Origin of the sequence: Nocardia sp. NPDC052001, assembly GCF_040680615.1 — a bacterium.
GTDB lineage: Bacteria > Actinomycetota > Actinomycetes > Mycobacteriales > Mycobacteriaceae > Nocardia.
Genome location: NZ_JBFAXC010000014.1, coordinates 23969 through 43156 on the forward strand (window position 1 = coordinate 23969; position 19188 = coordinate 43156).

The 19188-nt window shown below is 64.4% G+C and carries 20 protein-coding genes; 5 read left to right on the top strand and 15 right to left on the bottom strand.

Annotated features, from left to right (window positions below; translation table 11 throughout):
• Positions 1 to 5: 5 nt before the first annotated feature.
• The 10 genes from AB0L82_RS38005 to AB0L82_RS38050 form a co-directional block, all read right to left on the bottom strand.
• On the bottom strand, positions 6 to 1184 hold the full coding sequence (locus tag AB0L82_RS38005) for an MlaD family protein (RefSeq protein WP_364648220.1): 1179 nt from the start codon (positions 1182 to 1184) through the stop codon (positions 6 to 8).
• Positions 1181 to 2311, bottom strand: coding sequence for an MCE family protein (locus AB0L82_RS38010; protein WP_364648223.1), 1131 nt, complete (start codon positions 2309 to 2311; stop codon positions 1181 to 1183). The genes AB0L82_RS38005 and AB0L82_RS38010 overlap by 4 nt, the downstream gene beginning before the upstream one ends.
• Positions 2308 to 3414 carry an MCE family protein gene (locus AB0L82_RS38015; protein WP_364648226.1) on the bottom strand — a complete coding sequence of 369 codons (1107 nt, stop codon included), beginning with the start codon at positions 3412 to 3414 and terminating at the stop codon, positions 2308 to 2310. Before AB0L82_RS38015 ends, AB0L82_RS38010 begins: the two co-directional genes overlap by 4 nt.
• Positions 3414 to 4433 (bottom strand): MCE family protein, encoded by a 1020-nt coding sequence (locus AB0L82_RS38020; protein ID WP_364648230.1) that lies wholly within the window; start codon positions 4431 to 4433, stop codon positions 3414 to 3416. Before AB0L82_RS38020 ends, AB0L82_RS38015 begins: the two co-directional genes overlap by 1 nt.
• Positions 4430 to 5452 (bottom strand): MlaD family protein, encoded by a 1023-nt coding sequence (locus tag AB0L82_RS38025; protein WP_364648233.1) that lies wholly within the window; start codon positions 5450 to 5452, stop codon positions 4430 to 4432. Before AB0L82_RS38025 ends, AB0L82_RS38020 begins: the two co-directional genes overlap by 4 nt.
• Complete coding sequence (locus AB0L82_RS38030; RefSeq protein WP_364648236.1) at positions 5449 to 6846, bottom strand: MCE family protein; 1398 nt, start codon at positions 6844 to 6846, stop codon at positions 5449 to 5451. The genes AB0L82_RS38025 and AB0L82_RS38030 overlap by 4 nt, the downstream gene beginning before the upstream one ends.
• A 10-nt stretch (positions 6847 to 6856) precedes the next feature.
• The gene (locus AB0L82_RS38035) at positions 6857 to 7720 is read right to left on the bottom strand and encodes an ABC transporter permease (protein WP_364648239.1); all 864 of its coding nucleotides are present in this window, start codon (positions 7718 to 7720) and stop codon (positions 6857 to 6859) included.
• A 1-nt stretch (position 7721) separates the two neighbouring features.
• A complete protein-coding gene (locus AB0L82_RS38040; RefSeq protein ID WP_364648652.1) occupies positions 7722 to 8540 on the bottom strand; it encodes an ABC transporter permease in 819 nt (272 codons plus the stop codon).
• Positions 8541 to 8813: 273 nt separating this feature from the next.
• On the bottom strand, positions 8814 to 9002 hold the full coding sequence (locus tag AB0L82_RS38045; protein ID WP_364648242.1) for a hypothetical protein: 189 nt from the start codon (positions 9000 to 9002) through the stop codon (positions 8814 to 8816).
• On the bottom strand, positions 9003 to 9227 hold the full coding sequence (locus AB0L82_RS38050) for a hypothetical protein (RefSeq protein WP_364648245.1): 225 nt from the start codon (positions 9225 to 9227) through the stop codon (positions 9003 to 9005).
• Between the two features lie 327 nt (positions 9228 to 9554).
• Here AB0L82_RS38050 and AB0L82_RS38055 point away from each other — a divergent pair, with 327 nt between their 5' ends.
• The 3 genes from AB0L82_RS38055 to AB0L82_RS38065 are packed head-to-tail and all read left to right on the top strand — an operon-like array spanning position 9555 to position 11416.
• A complete protein-coding gene (locus AB0L82_RS38055) occupies positions 9555 to 10028 on the top strand; it encodes an SRPBCC domain-containing protein (RefSeq protein ID WP_364648248.1) in 474 nt (157 codons plus the stop codon).
• A gap of 47 nt (positions 10029 to 10075) precedes the next feature.
• Complete coding sequence (locus AB0L82_RS38060; RefSeq protein WP_364648251.1) at positions 10076 to 10504, top strand: hypothetical protein; 429 nt, start codon at positions 10076 to 10078, stop codon at positions 10502 to 10504.
• A gap of 24 nt (positions 10505 to 10528) precedes the next feature.
• Complete coding sequence (locus AB0L82_RS38065; protein WP_364648254.1) at positions 10529 to 11416, top strand: LLM class flavin-dependent oxidoreductase; 888 nt, start codon at positions 10529 to 10531, stop codon at positions 11414 to 11416.
• A gap of 157 nt (positions 11417 to 11573) precedes the next feature.
• On the opposite strand, the gene AB0L82_RS38070 is transcribed toward AB0L82_RS38065, so the two are convergent.
• Positions 11574 to 12179: a TetR/AcrR family transcriptional regulator gene (locus AB0L82_RS38070; RefSeq protein ID WP_364648257.1), complete on the bottom strand. Its 606-nt coding sequence runs from the start codon at positions 12177 to 12179 to the stop codon at positions 11574 to 11576.
• Positions 12180 to 12287: 108 nt separating this feature from the next.
• On the opposite strand from AB0L82_RS38070, the gene AB0L82_RS38075 reads away from it, so the two are divergent.
• A complete protein-coding gene (locus AB0L82_RS38075; protein WP_364648260.1) occupies positions 12288 to 13304 on the top strand; it encodes a DUF6670 family protein in 1017 nt (338 codons plus the stop codon).
• Between the two features lie 116 nt (positions 13305 to 13420).
• Positions 13421 to 14662, top strand: a complete 1242-nt coding sequence (locus tag AB0L82_RS38080) for a serine hydrolase domain-containing protein (RefSeq protein ID WP_364648263.1) — start codon at positions 13421 to 13423, stop codon at positions 14660 to 14662.
• Positions 14663 to 14798: 136 nt separating this feature from the next.
• Here the strand turns inward: AB0L82_RS38080 and AB0L82_RS38085 are convergent, their stop codons facing one another.
• Genes AB0L82_RS38085 through AB0L82_RS38100 form a run of 4 tightly spaced genes read right to left on the bottom strand, consistent with a single transcriptional unit; the run spans position 14799 to position 19187 of the window.
• Positions 14799 to 15635, bottom strand: coding sequence for an alpha/beta fold hydrolase (locus AB0L82_RS38085; RefSeq protein ID WP_364648266.1), 837 nt, complete (start codon positions 15633 to 15635; stop codon positions 14799 to 14801).
• A gap of 11 nt (positions 15636 to 15646) precedes the next feature.
• Positions 15647 to 16468, bottom strand: a complete 822-nt coding sequence (locus AB0L82_RS38090) for a dipeptide/oligopeptide/nickel ABC transporter ATP-binding protein (RefSeq protein WP_364648269.1) — start codon at positions 16466 to 16468, stop codon at positions 15647 to 15649.
• On the bottom strand, positions 16465 to 18225 hold the full coding sequence (locus tag AB0L82_RS38095; RefSeq protein WP_364648272.1) for a dipeptide/oligopeptide/nickel ABC transporter permease/ATP-binding protein: 1761 nt from the start codon (positions 18223 to 18225) through the stop codon (positions 16465 to 16467). Before AB0L82_RS38095 ends, AB0L82_RS38090 begins: the two co-directional genes overlap by 4 nt.
• A 20-nt stretch (positions 18226 to 18245) precedes the next feature.
• On the bottom strand, positions 18246 to 19187 hold the full coding sequence (locus AB0L82_RS38100) for an ABC transporter permease (protein WP_364648275.1): 942 nt from the start codon (positions 19185 to 19187) through the stop codon (positions 18246 to 18248).
• Between the last annotated feature and the right edge of the window lies 1 nt (position 19188).

Sequence of the window (19188 nt, forward strand, 5' to 3'; positions counted from 1 at the left end):
TTCTCCTATCGACCAGTGACGGGTTGGGACAGTTCGTTACCGGTCACACCGGGTGGCGCGCTCGCGCCGTTGTCGGCGACATCGGGACGCGGCGCATTGGCCGAGCCGCGCACCTGCAACGCCGGATTGTTGGTGAGGCAGTAGTTGTAAAGCCGCGTGCGCGTATCGGTTTGGGCATTGGTCGGCACCACCGGGATGGTGTCGTACTCACACCACGGACGCGGCCACGGATCCACCAGCGTGTGATAGCTGCCGTCGTGCGCCGGAATGCCCAGGGCTTCCGAACCGGCGCGGATGGCCGGGAACAATGCCGCGATCGCGGGGGCCCGCAGTTTCGCGGCCTTGGTGATGGCCACGAAGTTGGTGACCAGGTTGGTGATGGGATCCTTTGTCTCGGAGACGAATCCGCCGATGGTGGCCAGCTGATCCGGTCCGGTTTGCAGCAGATGCCGGACCTCGGCGTCGGCCGCGGTCAGCTGCTGGAACAGCGCGGTACCCGCCGCGGTGATGGTGCCCAGGTCGGGTTGTGCGTGCGAGGTCGTCGCCCCGATGACGCTGAGATTCTCCAGCAGCTGTTTGGTCTGCGGGAGCAGATCATTGAGCCCGGACATGGCCCGGCTGATCCCGGAAACCATATTGCGCAACCGATCCGGTCCACCGGCGAGCGCCTTGTCGAGCTCGTCGACGATCACATTCAACCGGTCGGCGTTCATGCCGCCGATGAAATCGCTGAGGTTGGCCAGTACCGACTGAATCTGCACCGGTGTCTTGGTGCGGGTGCGGTCCACTACCGCGCCATTGGAAAGGTAAGGGCCGGAATCGGAGTCGGGGCGGAAGTCCAGATACTGCTCACCGGCGGCGGACAGTCGGCCGACCGCGACGACACCGTCCGAGGGGATATGCGCCGAATCGTCGATCTCGGCGACCGCGGCCACACCGTCACCGGCCACGTGGATCTCATCGACCCGGCCCACCCGCAGTCCGCGGAAGGTGACGTCATTGCCCGCGAGCAGTCCACCCGAGGTGGACAGCAGCACCGTCACCTTGTAGGTGTGCGGAATCGGATTGAACCGCAGCACATTCGAGCCGATATACCCGCAGCCCAGCATCAGCACCACGATCAGTCCGATATTGGCGATGGCGATCCGGCTGCGCACCACCCATTGCCACAGGGGAGTATTCATCGCCCACCGTCCTCGGTGGCCGGGGCGGGCACGGGCACCGGCTGCGGTGGACTCGTCAAACGACCGAACACCTTCTCCAGCACCTGGACGAAACTTCCGATGAACGCCGGTACGTCACTGAGTTCGGGCAGTCGGCTGCCACTGGGATCGGTGAGCGCGCCGATGCTCAGATACGACACGGTCGCCGCGACTGCCAGCGTCGGACCCTTGAAACTGGCCATGAACGAGGGATACAGCTGATGCAGCCCGTCCAGCGTCGCGGTCAGATCGGTCGATTGCGCGAATCCGGACATCAACTGCTGAATGCTGTTGAACAGACTGACGAAATCCCCGCCGGTGGTATCGCTGAAATCGTGCAGCGCCGCCATGGTGGTCGAGACCTTGGTCAGTAGATCCACGATGCGCTGGTTGTTCTCGGTGAACAGTCCGATCAGGCCGGGGAAGGTATCGGCGGCCTGGCCCAGTTCGGCCTTGCGGCTGGCTAGCTCACCGCCGAGCGTATTCAGCCCGGTCAGCACATTGTCGATGTCCCCGGTGCGCTTGTTCAGCGCCTCGATGGTCGCGGTCATCTCGGTGAGCAGATGCGCCAATTGCGGTCCGCGCCCGGCGAACATGGAGTTCAACTCGGTGGTGATCTTGGCGGCCTGGTTGATGCCGCCGCCGTTGATGAGCATCGACACCGACATCATCAGCTGTTCCACCGACGCGCCCGTGGCTGTGGAGTCGGTGCCGATGGTGTCGCCGGAATGCAGCAGCGGCCCGGCGTCCTGCGCCGACGGCAGCGTCATGGCGACGAACACATCGCCCAGCGGAGTGGCCTGGCGCAGTTCGACCGTGGTGCCTTCGGGCAGCTGAATGTCCTGGCGGATAAGCATTTCCACATCGGCGATGAAATTGGTCGTCTTGATTTTGGTGACGACGCCGATATCGCTGCCGCCGATCTTCACGTGGGCGTGATCGGGCAGATTGAGCGCATCGCGGAACGCCGCGTGAATGGTGTAGCCGGGCGCGCCGATTCCGGGTTTGGGCATCGGCATGTTCTGCACCGTGACCGCACAGCCGGTGCTACCGGCCAGCGTGGCGGCGGTAATAGCCGCCGCCGCAAGGGATCTGGTTCGTCTGCTCATTTCATCTCCGTGATGCCCAGCAGGGCGGCGGTGAGCCCGAAGTCGGGGCCGAAGTCGGCGATCTTGCCGGTGCGGCAGCCGTCCATGCGCATCTGGATGCGCTCGCAGAAGGTGGACAGCGCCTCACTGTCGAGCACGACCTTGTCGAGCAGGCCGTGCAGGCGCAGCGCCTGATGTTCGCGGCTGGTGGCATTGGACAGGTTCTGGAACATCAGCGGGCCGACATCGACGATCTCGGTCAGCGAGCGGGCATTGGCTCGCATCTGCCCGGCGATATCGACGAATCGGGTCAGCGCGCCCGATAGCTGATCCTTGTTGTCCCCGACCAGAGCAGCGGTGTTGTTCAGGAAGTCATTGAGCTGGGTGAGCACCGATTGCAGCCCGGGAGCCTGCTGCCCGAGCAGGTCCACCAGCTGGGTGAGAGTCCCGCTGAAACTGCGGACCGTGTCGTCGTTGGACGCGATGATCTGGGTGATGTCGTTGAGCTTGACGATGGTGTTGGCGATCTGGTCCTTATTGGCCAGGGTCACCTCGAACGCCGACGACAGCGCGTCCAATGTCTCGCGCAACCTGTCGCCATTGCCGTCCAGCAGCGGGAACAGCACCCGGCTGGCCATCGGCCCGGCCTCGTTATCGCCCTCGAGCGCGGCCCCGAGCTTGTCGAAGTTCTCCAGAATCCGATCGAGCTCGACCGGAACCCTGGTGCGCGGCAAGGGAATATGCGCATCGGCCGCCATGACCGGCCCATCGCCGGTGTAGGCGGGGGTGAGCTCCACATGCCGATTGGTGATCAGCTGCGGATTCACCAGTGCGGCAAAGGCATCGGCGGGAATCTTGACCGTCGAGTCGACATTCATCACGACCTCGACGTAACTGCCACGCGGGGTGACAGATTCGACGCTGCCGATCGGAACACCCAGCACCGCGACCTCATTGCCCGCGTACAGGCCCGCGACGCTTTCGAAGTCGGCGCTGATGCGCATGCGTTTGCCCAGATACTCATTGGGAATCGCGGTCAAACTGTCCGGCAGCAGCCCACATCCGGCCGCCACGGTGGCCGCGCAGCACAGCGCGGCCAGCTTGGCGATAACTCGGCTCTTCATCACCTACACCCCTGAATGGCCTGGGCGAAGCACAACCAGTTGTCCGGGAACAGCCACGGGGCGTACACCTCGCCGTAGGGGCCGTTGCCGAGCGCATTGTTGAACTGCCGCAGTGCGACCGGCATGATCTCGTAGAGCCGGTCGAGATTGTTCTTGTTCTTCTGCAGACCCTGGGACATGGTGTTCAGGTCCTGGATCAGCGGGCCGATCTGGTTGTTGTTCTCGAGGCCCATGTCCTGCAAGGTCTTGGACAGCGAGGCCACATTGTCGAGCAGTTTGCGCAGCAGATCCTGGCGCTGCTGTACCGCGGTGCCGATGGCCTGGCCCTGGGTGAGCAGCAACAGCACGCTGTTCTGATTGTCCGAGGCCAGCTGGGAGACCTTGTCCATCCCCTTGAGCAGGCTGTCCACCGCATCGCGGCGATCGTTGATCACCTTGGCCAGCGCGCCGATACTGTCCAGCGCCTGTACGGCCAGCTGCGGGGAGTCGCCCATCTGCTGATTCACCGTATCCAGGGCCTGGCGCAGTTTGGCCGGGTCGATGCCCTCGATTCGCTCGAACTGGTTCTTGTACTGCGGGTCCTGGACCACCTTGCCGAGGTTGTACGGCACGGTGGTGCGGTCAATGTGAATGCGGTTGCCCGGCAGCCCTTTTCCATCCCCGGGTGTCAACTCGACATGCAGTCGGCCCAGGATGGTGGAGAGTTTGATACCGGCCGTGGCATCCGCGCCCAGGCGCAGATCGTTGCGCACCTTCATCTCCACCAGGACCTTGCCGTTGTCCAGGCGGACCGAACTCACCTGTCCGACATCGATTCCCGAGATATCGACGGTCGCACCGGATTTGAGACCGGCGGCCTGGGCGAACTCGGCTTCGATGGTCTTATCGCCCAGCCGCGCCTGTTTGATCGCGGTCGAGCCGACCAACAGCAGCACCACGGTCAGCGAGGCCAGTACGCCCACACGCAGATAGCGATTGCGCCACGCACTGAAAAGCAGTTCACGTGCGGTGGTAATCATCGGCACACCTCCGACTGGGCGGGGCCGCCGACCTGGGAGAACAGGCCCGGGGGCAGGAGCACGCCCCACAACGAGACATCCAGGCGGCAGATGTACGCGTTGGCGTACGCGCCGTAACTGGTGAACGTGGACACCCGGTTCAGCATCGCAGGGAGCTCGACCGCCGCCTTGTCCAGTGACGCGCCATTGAGCAGCAGCAGTGCCACGCCCGCGGAGGCGTCGTTCTGCGCGCGCGCCAAACCGGGTTTGACCGCGCCGATGAGCGAGACGAGCGAGTCGGTCGCGGTGGCGACCTGATCGACCGAACTCTTGAGCGCCTCACCCTGGGCGTACAGACCCTGCATCAGGCTGCGCGCCTGGGTGATCAGCGTCTCGAGTTCGCTGCTGCGATTGGCCAGTCCCGAGATCACGCTGCTCAGGTTGGTCAGCACATCGCCGAGGATCTGATCGCGCTGGCCGAAAGTGCCCGCCAGCTGCGCGGCCTGAGTGATCAGCGCGCTCATCGAGACGGTGTTGCCCTGTAGCGCCTGAATCAGGGTGTCCGACAGCGAATTCACCTGATCCGGTTGCAGCACGCTGAACAGCGGTTCGAAGCCCGAGAGCATGGCCGAGACGTCGAAGGATGGTTCGGTGCGCTCGATGGGAATGGCGTCACCGGGACGCATCGGCGATCCGGGCTCCTTGCCCGCGATCAGCGCGACGTAGCGCTGTCCGATGAGATTCTGATAGCGCACCAGGGCTTTCGTCGTATCGGTGGGGTGCTGATCGTCCTCGATGCGGAAGTCGACGCGTGCCTTGTAGTCGTCGGTGAAATCGATCTTGTCCACCCGGCCCACGCGCACCCCGGCCATGCGGATGTCATCACCTATCCGCAGACCCAGGACATCGGAGAACACGGCCGAATAGCTGTGTGTGCCACCGGCGACCGAGCGCTGTAGCGTCGACCAGATGGTGTAGGTCAGCACCACCGCGACAATCGCGAACAGGCTGAACCCGATCGTTGCCCTACCCGATCTCACTGCTGGTCACCACCTTTCGCGTACGCCACGTGCCCACCGGCCAGCACCGGTCCGAGCAGCAGCACCTGCGCCATATTCGGTTCGCCGCCCACCACCGCTGCCACCGCGTCCTTGCCGCGCAGTGCGGCCGGAGCGACGGTGCCGTCACCGGACGGAGTGGTCGACGCCGGTGCGGTGAGACCCGGAATCTGTGGTAGGCCGGGAATCTGGAGCGGCGGCAGCCCGGGAACGCTGATCTGTCCCGGTGTTTGAGGTTGCGGTGCGGGTCCGGCCGAATTGAGATGCTGGGGCAACAGCTGGGACGGATAGTCCTGTGCCGGAGCGGAATCCGCGACGGTCGGGGTTCCGCAGCGCGGGCCGTACAGGTTCCCGTAGTGCGGGCAGTCCTTTGCCACGTACTGCTGGAACGGGGTCAGGCTCACATCCATCGTCCACACCATCTGCTTGTGCGGACCGAAGCTGAAGGTCGGCTGTAGCCGTTGCAGCGCGGTGTTGAGGTTGGAGATCGCGTACGGGATGGCCTGCGGATCCTGGGCGAGGCTGCCGAACAGCTCGTTCAGTCCCGATACCAGGACCTTGCCCGAATCCGGGCTGGCAGCGAACAATTCGTTCACCGAATCGATGGCGGTGCCACCGTTGGTCAGCAGCGCGACCAGGGACGCGCGCTGTTCGGTGAGGGTTTTGGCGGTCGTCACCGATTGCGAGAGCACCTGCACCAATTGCGGCGCGGACTGGCTCACCGCGGTGGCGGCGCGACCGAGATTGCCCAGCAGATCACCCATTTCGGGGAGACCGCGCACCTGGGTCATCCAATTGTCTAGCCGCTCGATGGTGGATCCGGGCACGCGAGCGCTGGGATCCAGGGCCGCGGCCAGGGTGGCGAGCACCCGGCCCAGCTTCTCGGGCTGGATATTGGACAGCACGGTGCGCAACACATTCAGGGTGCTCTGGAGCTGCACGGTGGCCGCGCTGGTGTCCTCGGCGATCGTCGCGCCCGCACGCAGGGTCTGCGTGGTGGGTGTGGTGTCGACCAGCTCGATGGCGGTGACGCCGAAGATATTGTTCGGGATCACGCGTGCGGTCACCGTCGCCGGAATCGTCTGCGCGATACCGGGTTTGAGCCACAGTGACGCTCGCTGGCTCGCACCTTTGGACACGATGTCGACGGTGTCGACCCGGCCCACGACCATGCCGCGGAACTTGACGTCGGCATTGGCGGGCAGGCCGTCGCCGGTGCTGGTCAAAGTCGCCACCACGGGCACCTTGTCCTCGAACCGGCCGTTGTAGCGCAGCGCGAGCAGGTAGAGCAGTACCGCGATGGCGGTGAGCAGGATCAGGCCGTAGAGGGAGAGTTGGCGGGCGGTGGGACCGCGACCGCTGGGGTCGAGCAGCATATCGAATCACCTACCCCGAGATCCGGAATCCGGGGTCGATGCCCCAGATCGCAAGTGTGAGAAGCAGATTCACCGACACCATGACAACGATGACCATCTTGATCGCGCGCCCGGCCGCGACCCCGACGCCTTCGGGGCCGCCGGTCGCGGTGTAGCCGTAATAGCACTGGATGAATGTCGAAATAAGTACGAAGACAACGACTTTGAACAGCGACCAGAACACGTCCGGGCCGAGCAGGAATTGAAAGAAGTAGTGATCGTAGGTGCCCGCGGTAGTGCCGCCCAGGAACAGCACCGACAGCTTGGTGGCCAGGTACGCCACCGCGAGGCCGACGCTGTAGAGCGGGATGATGGTCAGCGTCGCCGCAATCATTCGGGTGGTCACCAGGTACGGAAGTGGCCGGATGGCAATGGATTCCAGCGCGTCGATCTCCTCGGAGATGCGCATGGCACCGAGTTGCGCGGTGAACCGGCATCCGGCCTGAATGGCGACCGCCAGCGTCGCGATGACCGGCGCGAGTTCGCGGGTGGTGGCGAAGCCGGAGATCGCACCGGTCAGCGGGCTCATGGTGAGCAGGTTCAACGCGGTGAAGGACTCCATACCGACTGTGACACCGGCGAATCCGCACAGCATGATCACCACGCCGATGGTGCCGCCGCCGACCACGAGCGAACCGTTGCCCCAGCCGACATCGGCGGTCAGGCGCAGCACTTCCTTGCGATAGTGCTTGAGCACGAACGGAACCGCGATGAACGCCTGAAAGAACGTGTACGCCTGATGGCCCAGCCGTTGATTGGCCTGCATCGGCGCGGCGACCGCACTGCCGAGCACACGGACCGGTTTGAGTGCCGGGGGAGTGTAGCTGCTGCCCACCTCAGATCACCTTCGTCGGGAAGAGGGTGTTGTACAGCTGGGTGAGAATCACGTTGGTGGCGAACGTCATCAGCGCCGCGGTGACCACCGCCGAGTTGACCGCATTGGCCACACCGCCGGGACCGCCCTTGGCGTGCAGGCCGATATCGCAGGCGATCACCGAGGTGAGCAGACCGAAGACGGCCGCTTTGACCAGCGCGATCACCAGATCATTGGCGACGGCGAAGGATGCGAACGAGGCGATGAACGAGCCCGGCGTACCGGATTGGGCGTAGACGTTGAACAGGTACGCGGTGGCGAAACCCACGAACACGATGAACCCGCACAGCAGCATGCTCACCAGCACCGCCGCGGCCAGGCGGGGCGCGACGAGCCGCCGCACCGGGTCCACACCCATGACCATCATGGCGTCGATCTCCTCGCGAATGGTGCGCGAGCCCAGATCGGCGGCAATGGCCGAGCCGACCGCACCTGCCATCATGAGCGAGGTGACCAGCGGCGCACCCTGGCGGATGATGCCGAGCCCGGCGACCGCGCCGATGAATGTGGTCGCGCCAACCTGATTCACCAACGCGCCCAACTGAATTGAGACCACGACCGCGATCGGCACCGCGACCAGCACGGTCGGAATCGCAGAAACGCTCGTCATGAACGAGCACTGCTTGATGAATTCGCGATACGGGAAGCGTCGCCGGAAGATCGATATGAGCAACTGCGCCAACGCATCTCGGCCCAAGCTCACCTGCCGGCCGAGGGTCTCCAGCGACTGCTGGGGGTGGCGGCGCCACAGCTCGGTGGCGCTGGCACTGATTTTCTCCAGTTCGCCCGGTTCCGGAGCGCGCTCGCGCGCCGGCGCTCTTTCCGAAGTGGCAGTCACGGGTCGCCGATCCTTTCTAGCCGCTCACCGCCGCCGGAATATGGGATCGATTCCCCAGCGCTGGGGTGGAGCGTGTGAAGTGTTGCACACCACAGTGGTGTGGGACAAGAATTATGTAACTGATCATTCTTGTCGTGTTGTCTGGCTGCTCCCGCGTCTGACAACGGGAGCAGGTCAGCACAAGTAATTGTTCATTCGTCCGATGAAATCGGAGGATCAGGCCGTGTCCGACAGTTGGTGCTCGAGCAGTACCAGGCCGAAGCCGAGTACCGCGACGCCCGCGGCGACGGTGCTCAGCACCGCGAGCCAGAGGCCGAAGCGGAGTACGGGATTGACTTTCATGCGCCCACCGAGGATCTTGACGCCGATCACCAGGATGTCGATGAGCCAGACCAGAATCATCATCTACGTCATGCACACATTCGAGAAGGTGAGCACCGGCCAGCACACGATCGAACCCAGGAATGAGACGATCACGTCGATTCCGTGCATCTGCTTGAGATGTGAAGTGTGCGTGAGGGTCCAGATGAGACCCACCAGCCCGTAGGGGATTCCGAGAATGATGAGAGTGCCGAGAAACTCCGACACCTTCATCTCATAACTGAGTAGCCGATCCAGCCGCTTGAGCATCCGGATAATCCTTTCGCATACCTGCCCGTCGGCACGTGCGCGCTGGTCCTCTCGGCCGGCTGCGTCGTTGCCTCCCACACGCTCCACGCGGCATTGCGAAGAGCTGGCGCAGCGTATGTTACTCACAATTCACGTCGATGGAAGAACCTTTCAGGACAACTTGGTCGGAGTATCACCTGCAAGCCAGCGGAACATACGAGTGGTTGACGTCGGCTTGCAGTGGTTCTAAGTTATGTTCCATTCACATCGAAGCAACCGGAAGGGCTGATGTGGGATGCACACCGGCCCGCACCATGATCGATACCGGCGAAGGAGCGCGGTCGCACCATGGGATCCCTAGTGGTGACAAGGGTGGTGCCCGCCGCCCCACAGGCGTTGTTCGACACCATCATCGAGCCCGCGAGCTGGGGTCACTGGTTCAGCATCCATCGCGAATTCATTCACGAACCGCCCGCGCGACTGCGTGAAGGGTCCACCCTGCGATCGAAGGTCGTCATTCTCGGTATGGATAATGACTTCGAGTGGACGGTCGAGGTGCTCGACGCCCCACATCGAATCGTATTGCAGGGCAGCGGGAGTTCGGGTTTCCGGAGCGAGTTCACCTACTGGCTGCAGCCGTGCGACACGGGCACTCGGTTGACGATCGGCGGGGTCTTCACCAGCCCGTACATCACGACGGCACTCTCGCGCACGCTCGAACGGCACGGACAGTTGGAGCTGGTGCGCACACTCGAACAGTTGGCCGCGCTGGTGGGGCCGGAGCGCGTTCAATGCGGTGAAAGTCGTTCGTACGAAGCGTGATCGCGGGCCATGGCAAACCCTCGTTCGACCTCTGCGATCATGGGCACGTGTCGATGTGGTTGACGTTGGTCAAGGTGGATCCGAGTGTGCTGGGGCGGGCGCTCGAGAGCCCTGATGTGCTGCAATTACTCATCGAGGATGCCGATTCCGACGAGGAGATCGACGGTTTTCGCCCGGACACGGACCGCCACGACGAGGACCTGGGCAGTCTCATTCACATCGCCGAAGGCCGTGCGGAGGTGGAGGAAGGTATAGCCGATTGGGTTGTGGCATACCGCTATCTGGCCAAGGCTACCGGCTTCGATCCGGACAGCGCGCTCGAAGCCGATGATCATCTGTTCGTCTTGAGTCCCGCCGACGTGCGGGAGGTGACCGCGGGCCTGACGACAGAAGGCTGGACTCGTTTTCTGGATCTCGGCCCGTTCTTCGTAGCCGCGGCACGCGAGGGGAAGTCCGTGCTCGGTGCGGTGAGCTGATGGACCGGCTGGCATGATCGCCGAGTGAACCTACGATTCGGTATTCAGTTGGCGCCCACCGCGACCGAGCTGCCGCAACTGCGCGCCCTGGCCAAGATCGCGGACCGCGAGGGCTTGGATCTGCTCGGCATCCAGGATCACCCGTACTCGGGTGGGCTGGCGGATACGTTCGCGGTCATCGCCACCATGCTGGCGGAAACCGAACGGCTGCGGGTGTTTCCGGACGTAGCCAGCCTCCCGCTGCGTGGTCCGGCGATGCTCGGCAAGCAGGCCGCGACCCTGGACCTGCTGAGCGGCGGCCGCTTCGAACTCGCCCTGGGCGCGGGTGCGTTCTGGCCCGCGATCAGCGCCATGGGCGGCCCGACTCGATCCAATCCCGAAGCGCTGCAAGCCCTCGAGGAAGCCACCGAAATCATCCGCGCCATGTGGCAGCCGGGCGCAAAGGCGAATGTCGACGGCACCCACTACCGCGTCCACGGCGTCCAATCCGGCCCCGCGCCCGCGCACCCCGTCGGAATCTGGTTCGGCAGTGTGGGCCCCAAGGCCAACGTCCTCACCGGCCGCATCGCCGACGGCTGGGCCGCCCCCATCCCGCACTACCTCCCCTACGAGAAATGGCAAGCCACCCAAGCCATCATCTCCGCGGCAGCCACCGACGTCGGCCGCAACCCCGCCGACATCACCCGCATGGCCCAACTCGTCGGAACGATCACCGAAACCCCCGGCCCGGTCACCCTGCGCGGCGAGGCCCCCATCCGCACCGACGCCGCAGGCTGGTCCCGCATCCTCGCCGACCTGGCCACCGACACCGGCTTCGACACCTTCGTCTACTGGCCCGAATCCCCCGACGAAACCCAACTCCGCCGCTGGACCGGCGACGTCATCCCCGCCACCCGAGCCCTGACTACATGATCGGCCTCCATCCCGTCGCACAGTTCCGTTGCCATCCCCGCGCTCATCGGTCAATTCGATCACGATGGGACCATGCGCGCGGTGGAGCGCTGGGAACACAGCTATAGGACATCCGGCCGATAACAGCCATAGTGAAACGGTTCGAGTGGAGCGGACTTCACCCGGGCAGCAATGCCGATAGGACCCGGCGGGCTCGGGCGCTCATTTGGGCGGCGGTTTGGTCGGGGTTGTCGAGCCACCAGGAGACGATGGCGGTGACGCTGTTCATCCAGACTCGGGTCAGGATGGCCAGGTCGCCGGGATCTGATGGGGGAGCGGTGGCGAATGCGGCGCCTACGCCGGAGGCGGCTTGGGAGGCGATGAGCGTGCGGAAATGTCTTGCGGTGGTGGCGGTTTCCGTGTCGGGCGGGGCGGAGCGGTCGTAGAGGACGTGCCAATCGTGGGGGCGGGGTTCCAGGGCGGTGAAGATCGCGTCCAGGACTGCCGTGGCGGCGGTGACGAAGGTGGGGCCGGGGGATTTCATGGCTTCGGCGATGCCGGTGGACAGGGCTGTGCCCGCGCGCTCCACGCAGGCGGCGCAGAGGCCGTCTTTGGATGAGAAATATTGGTAGATAAGGGGTTTGGAGACTCCGGCGCGGGTGGCGACATCGGCTACCAGGACGGCGGCGTAGCCGTGGGTGCCGAACTCTATCGCGGCTGCGTCCAGGATTTGGGCTTCGCGTTCACCGCGGGGCATGCCCCGGCTGCCTGACCGATGCGCCATCGTCTCTACCTCCCGATTCTTAATGATGATACATCAAGTGACTCGGAAGTCATATCTGTCTGATACCGTCAGTTACGCATACATTGGCGTTTGCGAGAGGACAGTCACGTGAGCTTGAAAGATGTCGTATTCCATGCCGCCCAGCGCGGGGTGTCGGGGTCATATGCGTTGCGCGGCAAGCCGTTCGATCCTGCGACCGCGTTCCACCCGCCGCAGGGGCGTTATGGGACGGTGCATTACGGGCTGATGCTGCCCGGTCTGCCCGCGCCGCTGAACTTCATCGACGTGATCGCCGTGATCGGACAGCCTCGAATCACGCTGTGGCGCAACGATCACCTCATCGAAACCACGGCGGCCGATACCGCCAATCTGCTTATCGGCGCGGGCGTCGAGTTCCCCGGTCAATTCCGGGGGTATCGGGTCGATCGCGATCTGGAGTTGGCCGCGGACTCGAGCATCGTCCGATTCGGTGAGGACTTTCTGCTCGAGGGAACCTATCCCGATTTCACCGTCGCCTACCGCAATCCCGCGTTCGACCTCTATCTGCGCGTGCGCGCCACCGATAAGGTCTCGCATTTCGCCAAGGTGCGCGGCGGGCTCTATGACCATTGGTCGCTGCTGTGCCAGTACGACGGAGCCGTCACCTATGACGGGCGAACGATGGAGCTGTCCGGGCTCAACACGCTGGAATACGCGCGCGGAGCGGATGTGGCACTGCCGTTTTCGTTCTTCACCTATCAAATCATCAATATCGACGACACCACCCAGGTGCTGATGACCGAGGTGCTCGGGCCACTCGGTGTACCCGTGCAGCAGGCGGTTTACGTGCGCTCACTGCATGATCACGGTGGCACCTACGAAGACAACTTCGTGTTCGATGTCCATCGTCTCGAGCCCGCGGCTCGTCGCACACCCAACGGGCTGTCGATGCGGCTGGCGACGGAGTTCACCTGGAGCGTCGACGATGAGCACGGCAATGAACTCATCGAGATCCAGGCTGTCACCAACGACGATTACGTGTACGGCATGGCGGGCGGCTATGTCGGCAGCTACCGGTACACCGGGCGGTTCCGTGGCGCGCCGATCGACGGGACCGGCTATATCGAGTACATCGGCACCCGCTGACTTACCCGAGCCGTTTCGCTTCGAGACCGCCCGGTACGGGATTACGCTGGCAAACACTTCGTAACCACAATCCAGCGGACCCGGAGACAGCCATGGGATACCGACGGGGTTTAGGGGTGTTAATCGCGACCGTGGGGTTGACGGTCGCGGTGGGGTGCGGATCCTCCACCGATTCCAGCGGATCGGCCGAGCCCGCGTATGCCGCGACATTGCGGCCGATCATCGAGAAGTTGATGCGGGACAACGTCATTCCCGGCGCGGTTGTGGTGGTTCGATCACCCAAGGACGGTGATTGGACCGCCACCTTCGGGACCGGAACCATCGGCAAGGACGTTCCCATGACGGTGGACGATCACTTCCGGATCGGCAGCAACACCAAGACCATGACCGTCACGGTGCTGCTGCAACTGGCGCAGGAGGGCAAACTCGCGCTCGACGATACGATCGCCAAATATTGGCCGGGCGTACCCAACGGGGATCGAATCACCCTGGCCCAGCTCGCCGAAATGCGCAGCGGTCTGTTCAGCTACACCTTCGATGAGCAGTTCAACGCCTACCTGGACAATGAGCCGCAAAAGATCTGGACGCCGGAACAACTACTCGATATCGCCTTCGCGCATCCGGTGAACTTCGCCCCGGGCGAGAAGTTCGAATACTCGAACACCAACACCATCCTGCTCGGCCTGGTCATCGAGAAGGTCACCGGCAAATCGGTCGCCACCACCTTCCAGGACCGCATCTTCACCCCGCTCGGCCTGAGACACACCTCATTCCCCGCCCCCGCGGACTCGTCCATCCCGGATCCGCACCCGCAGGGCTACGCCTTCGGCACCAACGTCTCCACCATCGAAACCTTCGCCCTCCCACCGGATCAGCAGGCCGCGGCTCTCGCGGGCACCCTGCAACCGGGCAACCAGACCAGCTCCAGCCCATCGTGGACCTGGACCGCGGGCGCGGTGATCTCGACCGTCGACGATATGACCACCTATGTCAAAGCCCTCGCCGACGGCGGCCTCCTCGATAAACAGATGCAGCAGCAGCGAATAGCAAGCATCCAGCCCATCGATCCGGCCAAACCCGCCATGGCCGGATACGGCCTGGGCATCGTCCGGTTCGGCACTCACCTGCTCGGTCACGACGGCCAAATCCCCGGCTATATGACCTTCATGGGATCGGACCCCGACTCCGGCCTCACCATCGTCGTCGCCACCAATCTGGCCACCGTCCCCTCCGGCGAAGGCTCCGCCCTGGTCCTGGTCAAAGGCATGCTGCCAACCTTCTACGGCGCCAACGCAATCCCCGGACACGACCCGGCCCAACCCGGTCCGACCTCGAATTCCCCCGCACCGACCAGCTGAATGCTCGAACTGGGACGCCCTCCCCGGACGGCTGGGCAACGCGCGCGATCATCGCCGATTGGTTGTACGACGAGTGCGTGCCGCAACTGGCGTAATTCTCCGCGCGACACACTGTTCGGTTCAGTGCGGGCGTTTCTCAGCGTTCATCTGTGTTGGGCAGGCAGCGGACTTCCGGATGGCGAGTGGGGTCCAGGGCATGCAGAGTCAGATCGATGGTGCGGGGGTCGGTGGATTCGGCGAGGTGGCCCGCGCGGTCCTGCGGGCAGCCGTCCTGCAACAGCACATTTGTGACGTTCGCGGCGTCGATGAAGCCGGAGGTGTAGGGCGTCACCAGCCGGTCGGTCTCGGTGGCGATCATGGTGTACCGGACGTTGGGTGCGGTCAACGGGCCGGCATTGAGTGCGCTGAGGTACGGGGAGCCGATCAGCATGTCCCGCAACGCGTCTCGCCGCAGCAGGTTGAACACGGGCGTGCCCGCGCCGAGTGCCGTGATATCGATTCCGCCGACCACCTCGGTGACGCCGTGCTGTGGGCCGCTGATCGAGACCACCCGTCGGATCGAATTCCGTTCCGGGTCGGTAAATTTAAGGCTGACGGCGCGAGCTATCAACGCGCCCTGCGATTTCCCGACGACATCCACCGTGGTTCGCGGATTGAGTTCGATGATCCGGTCGACGGCGGCCGCGAAGTAGTCCACGGAAGTCGAAACCGGTTGCATGGAGTCGTAATCGAGTCCGTAGACGCAGCGGCCATCATCGAGCAGCGCCTGCCGAGTGGGGCCGAGGCTCTTCTCGACCGAGGCGTTGGTGCCGTGGATCAGCAGGACGGGGGGTTCGCCGCGGTTCCCCGGCGGGCAGGCATCGAGCGAGGCGAGCGGGGTGGCGCCGGGTGGGGCCGGATCGGCCACCGCACCCGGGGCACACACCATGCTCGCTACGGCCAGGGTGGCGCTGAGTCCCGCGATCGCGCGCATCGGGATTCTCCTCATGTGTGCTGTAGTTCCTGTCTGCGGGCACGACGCTCCCGCTGTCGATCGGGGTCCGCGACCAGTGCCGACAGCAGCAGTCGGGCGGTGAACGGGTCTGCGGGCTCGGAGGTCACCTGTGCGCAGGGACCGAATTCCAGCACCCGGCCCGCTCGCATGACGGCCACCCGGTGACTGATGTGCCGGACCACCGCGATGTCGTGGGAGACGAACAGGTACGCGACACCGGTGCGTTCTTGAATATCGATGAGCAGGGCCAGGATTCGATCCCGAGTCGACAGGTCCAGGGCGGATACCGCCTCATCGCAGATCACCAGTTCCGGATCCAGCGCGAGTGCGCGCGCGATGGCGATGCGCTGCCGCTGGCCGCCGGAGAATTCGCGCGCGTAGCGGTCCGCCGCGTCACCGGGCAGTTCGACCTGCTCGAGTAGAGCGGTGATCCGCGCACGCGCCTGCGCACGCGGCATCCCGTCGGCCCGGAGTGGTTCGCCGAGAATGTCGGCCACACTCATTGCCGGATTGAGTGAGCTGTACGGGTCCTGGAACACCACTTGGATGCGGGCGGCGAGTGGCCGCCGTCGCGCGCGGGGCAGCCCGCCGATATCGATCCCGTCGAATCGGATCGCCCCGCCCGATACCGCTGTCAATCCGAGTATCGCCCTGCCGACCGTGGTCTTGCCCGAACCGGATTCGCCTACCAGGCCGACGGTTTCGCCACGGCGGATGTCCAGGTTCACCCCATCGACGGCGGTGAACGGGTCGGCGCGCCAGCCACGGCCCGGGAACCGCACCACCAGATCTTCGATCTCCAACAGGCTCATCGCTCCGCACCGGCCTTCTCGTTCTCCGCGTCGGCGTATTCGGCACGGACATGGTCTTCATCCGGCACCGCGGCCAGCAACTCGCGGGAATAGGCGTGCTTCGGTTTGCCGAAGAACTCGCTCACCGAACCGGTTTCGACAATCTCACCGGAGCGCATCACGGCAACATCGTCACAGAGGTCGGCGACGACACCGAGATCGTGGGTCACCAGCAAGATCGACATGGACAGTTCCGTGCGCAACTCCCGCAGCAGATCGAGGATCTCGCCCTGCACCGTGACATCGAGCGCCGTTGTTGGTTCGTCGGCGATGAGGATGCGTGGCTCGGTGGAGATCGCTCCGGCGATCAGCACCCGCTGTGCCATACCGCCGGAGATCTGATGGGGATAGCACCGCATCACTCGATCCGGATCCGCTATTCCAGTGCGGGACAGCAGTTTCGCCGCCCGGTCGCGCGCGGCGTGACGGCCGTGCCCGCGTGCGCGCAGCGGTTCGGTCAACTGGTAGCCGATGGTGAAGGCGGGATCGAGATTGGACATCGGCTCCTGTGGCACGTAGGCGACGGACTCGCGTATCGCACGCTCGCGTCGGCCCGGCGGAAGCGTTTCGAGATCCACCCCGTTCAACCAGATCTGCCCGGCCAGCAGTCTGGCCTGACGTGGGAGCAGACCGAGCACCGCGAAGGCGGTTTGGGTCTTGCCCGAACCCGATTCGCCGACCAGACCCATGATTCGGCCCTGCCGCAGTGTCAGCGACGCACCGCGAACCACCTCGACCGGTTCGGAATCGGCGGCGGGATAACCGATTCGAAGTTCCCGGACAGAGAGTGCCTCCTCCGACGTGGGCGGACCCGCAGGCACGGCCGGAAGGGTCACGCGTGGCCGCTGAGTTGCACCTCGAAGGCTTGTGGACCGGGTATCGCTGTGCTGCAACGCATCCCGGAGACCGTTACCCAAAAGGAACAGCGCCGTCACGGTCACGGACACTGCCAGTCCGGGCCACAGGAAAAGCAGCCGATTCTGATAGAGGGCGTTGAAGCCCTCGCTCAACATGCCGCCCCAGGTGATGATCGACGCGTTACCGAGACCGATGAAATCGAGCCCGGTCTGGACCGTGATCGCGATCGCGGACAGGACGGTCAGCATCAGCAACAGCGGCCCCCGCACGACTCCGAGCACATGCCGGGTGATGATGCGCGTATCGCGTAGTCCGGCGACCTTCGCCGCGTCGATATAGAGCTCCGACCGGATCGCGTTCACCTGCGCGCGAATCACCCGGAACACCGCGGGAGTCATCATCGTGCCCAGCGCACTCATGGTGATCCAGGTCGAATTGCCCAGTCCGGCAATGATCGCCATCAAAACCAGCAGCGCGGGCAGCGCCAGGATCACGCTGGACACCCAATCCAGCACCAGGTCGATCCGGCCACCGTAATACCCGGCGATCAGCCCGGCCGGCACGCCGAGCGCAATCGCGACGCCCAGCGCTATCGCAGCGCTCAGCAATGTCGATTTGGTCCCGAACACCAATCGGACGAAGACATCGCGTCCACCGTTGTCGGTGCCGAGAAGATGTCCGGGGCTGCCCGGTGGAGCGTTGAGATTGCGCAGGTTCGCCTCGAGGGGACTGTGTGGATCGACCCATCCGATGACAAGGGCGGCGAGGAATGCGACCAGCACCACCGTCAGCAGGACCAGGCCCGTCGCGGCGAGCGGATTGGTGAGTACCGCTCGTAGCCGGGTGGTCCGGAAAGTCATTCCGGGAGGGTTGTTTTCACTCATATCGTGCGTGCCTTCGGAGTCAGCCAGAGCTGGGCCAGATCGGTCAGAAGATTGATGAGTACGACCATCGCCGCGGTCAGGACCACCAGGCCCATGAGCACCGGGCGGTCGCCCGCGAGGGTGGAGTTCACCGCGAGCGTGCCGAGCCCCGGCATGGCGAACACCTTCTCCACCATGAAGGAACCGCCGAGCATGGCGACCGCGCCCAGCGACATCGCGGTCAGCCATGGGGGAGCGGCATTGCGCAGCGCGTGCCGCCACAACAGCGCTCGTGTCGAGATTCCGCGTGAGCGCAGTGTGCGCATATAGTCCGCGTCCAGCACATCGAGCAACGCGCCACGACCCTGCAGCAGCGCCCCGGAGATCCCCGAGAGCGAGACCGCGAGGACGGGTAACACCATGCCCGAGAGCCAGCGCCCGGGCGAGATGCTCAGCGGCACATAGCCGAGCACCGGAAAGATGTGCCAGTGCACCGCGAACGCGGTGAGCAGGAGCAGCGCCAGCAGATATCCCGGCACGGCGTGGCCGGCCAGCGCGATGAGCTGGACGAGCCGGTCGGTCCGGCCGCGGCCGGTGGCCGCCAGCACGGCGAGCCCCAGACTCACTACGGCGACCACGGTGAGGCTCAATCCCATCAGGCTCATGCTCACCGGGAGATGGGTCGAAAGCTCTCGGCTGACTGGCTGATTGCTCATATACGATCGCCCGAGATCACCCCGGAACACGTCACTCGCCCAGTCGGCGTACTGGACGAACAGCGAACGGTCTACTCCGAGTGAGTGATTCGCCGCGGCCACCGCTTCCGAGGAAGCCCCCGGACCGAGAATATTGCGGCCCGGATCGGTGCCGCCCAGACTGGTCAGGAAGAACGCGAGGGTGGTGACCGCGAACAGGAGCAACAATGCCGACACCGCGCGCTTCAACAGCAGTACAGCCACG